Source organism: Thermogutta sp. (assembly GCF_039793925.1).
Classification (GTDB): Bacteria; Planctomycetota; Planctomycetia; order Pirellulales; family Thermoguttaceae; genus Thermogutta.
Genome location: NZ_JBAMME010000039.1, coordinates 1 through 1,665, shown reverse-complemented (window position 1 = coordinate 1,665; position 1,665 = coordinate 1). Strand labels below are relative to the sequence as shown.

4 protein-coding genes are annotated in these 1,665 nt (G+C 53.1%); all 4 read right to left on the bottom strand.

Annotated elements, in window-relative coordinates; translation table 11 throughout:
* Positions 1–85: 85 nt before the first annotated feature.
* Positions 86–511: a minor capsid protein gene (locus ABJK56_RS01440; RefSeq protein ID WP_347242885.1), complete on the bottom strand. Its 426-nt coding sequence runs from the start codon at positions 509–511 to the stop codon at positions 86–88.
* Entirely contained in the window at positions 511–1,023 is a 513-nt protein-coding gene (locus ABJK56_RS01435) for a hypothetical protein (protein WP_347242884.1), read from the bottom strand. The genes ABJK56_RS01440 and ABJK56_RS01435 overlap by 1 nt, the downstream gene beginning before the upstream one ends.
* A gap of 9 nt (positions 1,024–1,032) precedes the next feature.
* Positions 1,033–1,386 carry a hypothetical protein gene (locus tag ABJK56_RS01430; protein WP_347242883.1) on the bottom strand — a complete coding sequence of 118 codons (354 nt, stop codon included), beginning with the start codon at positions 1,384–1,386 and terminating at the stop codon, positions 1,033–1,035.
* On the bottom strand, positions 1,383–1,665 hold a 283-nt coding region (locus tag ABJK56_RS01425; protein ID WP_347242882.1), incomplete at its 5' end, for a hypothetical protein. The genes ABJK56_RS01430 and ABJK56_RS01425, both read right to left, overlap by 4 nt.

Below are 1,665 nucleotides of genomic sequence, written 5' to 3'. Positions count from 1 at the left end.
AACCCTTTAATTGTTGTCCAGTTAGTACCGTCATTAGAAGCTTGAAACTGCCATTTACTTGCTAGAATCGGTACAGCAGGCATTTTCAACCACCCCTTTCATCATTAATGATGAACAGATCATAGTTCAACGAGTATTCGTGTCGACCTTTGGCATCAAGTCCAAGCCCCACAGGGCCGCTTTGTCGAGCAACAATAGACACGCAGTAATTACCGTTCGGTCCCAGGGTCAACCTTGAAAGGCCGTGCAAATGGTTATAAATTGTTGTTGTTCTTCGCAGCGCTTCGCGACCGTCCCGGTCCCGAACAACGATTTGAATCGTCGGATAATCGTACGGCTGGCCGCTCGGAGCGGTCTCGCCCCCAACCGCTCTTAAACAAACAACGTTATCGGGCTCGTCGGGCAGCCAGCCCAAGAAGCAGTCGCCGCCCGAGCCTTTTTCCACGAGCTTCACTAGCTTGCGATCTGCCAGCAATCTAGCGACTTGAAGCAACACGGGATCCTGGCTCATCAAGCGATAGAACCCTCCCCTGCAATATAAACGCGATATGTCACGGCGCCGGAGGATAGATTTGCTATACGCAGGACATCCGCGGAACCGCCAGTGACTGTATAGCCGTCACCTGGCGCGAGCAAGAAGAGGACTCCACCGTTACCGACGATGATTGCATCGTTACTACCAGTAAAGAGACTGGTAATTGGATTCGAACCAGCCCCGCCGACCGCGAGTTTATACCCGGTAGTCGTAGTCGTCAACCAGACCGCGAGCGCTTTTATTTTTGTAAACTGTGCAACACCGAACGCCGTCTCCAGCCCCCCGGCCAGGTCTAAATCATCGTTGCTAGACTCGGCCAGTGTCCTCTCGTCGTGCCAGTGAATCTGGGCTTTGTCCTGTCCTTCGCCATCGGATAGACTCTTAACAATGGTTTGTGCTAGAGAATCCTCGACAGTTGACAGATCAAGCAAGTTTTGGAAATTGTCCTGCAAAACCAACCGATAGTTTGCCGTAAAACTTGTAGACATACGATCCTCCTAAAAGATTTCTTTTAATTTCGACGCAATCCATTGACGAACAGCACCCTGCTGTTCTTGAATTGTAAGTTCAAGCCATTTCCCCCGCCGGCCCCCCTGGAAATGCCACTCCGGGTGCTCATGCACCCGAACCGCATAGGGCGTGTTGTAGCTAATGTAAGCCGTGAGGCTTGCTGGATCGACATGAGTCCGCCCCGAACGCATCAAGGCCCCAGTGTCAAGCGGGACAGTCCGGTTTGCTTCCTCAAGAATGTGCTCACTAGCCTGCCAAACAACATCGGGGGCGCCTGTGTTGACTTTCTGTTGAATTTTGTCACCGTGCCATAAGGCACGCACAGAGAGCGTTGGTTTCACGTGACTAGCTCCTCCAGCTCCACTTCGATGTGATGCGGCCGCCCGAGCAAATCATAGCGATGGATCTTCATCGCCCGATAACGTGAAGCGTCGAGTTCGACAATCGACCCCGGCGCGACGACTGACCAAGCAGGCGCTACAGCAACAATCCGGTGCTGTACGGTCTCAGAGCCGTCAGACGTAACGACACGGATTGCTTGAGGCTCAACATACCAGCGCTCTAGGACAGGTGTCGATTCGACAACCGGCCCGAAGGCGCTTGGAGCCGCTGTCACAAGG

Bases quoted from the DNA above. Each gene is read 5' to 3' on its own strand.
- ABJK56_RS01440 (WP_347242885.1), bottom strand. From the start codon at position 511: ATGAGCCAGGATCCCGTGTTGCTTCAAGTCGCTAGATTGCTGGCAGAT.
- ABJK56_RS01435 (WP_347242884.1), bottom strand. From the start codon at position 1,023: ATGTCTACAAGTTTTACGGCAAACTATCGGTTGGTTTTGCAGGACAAT.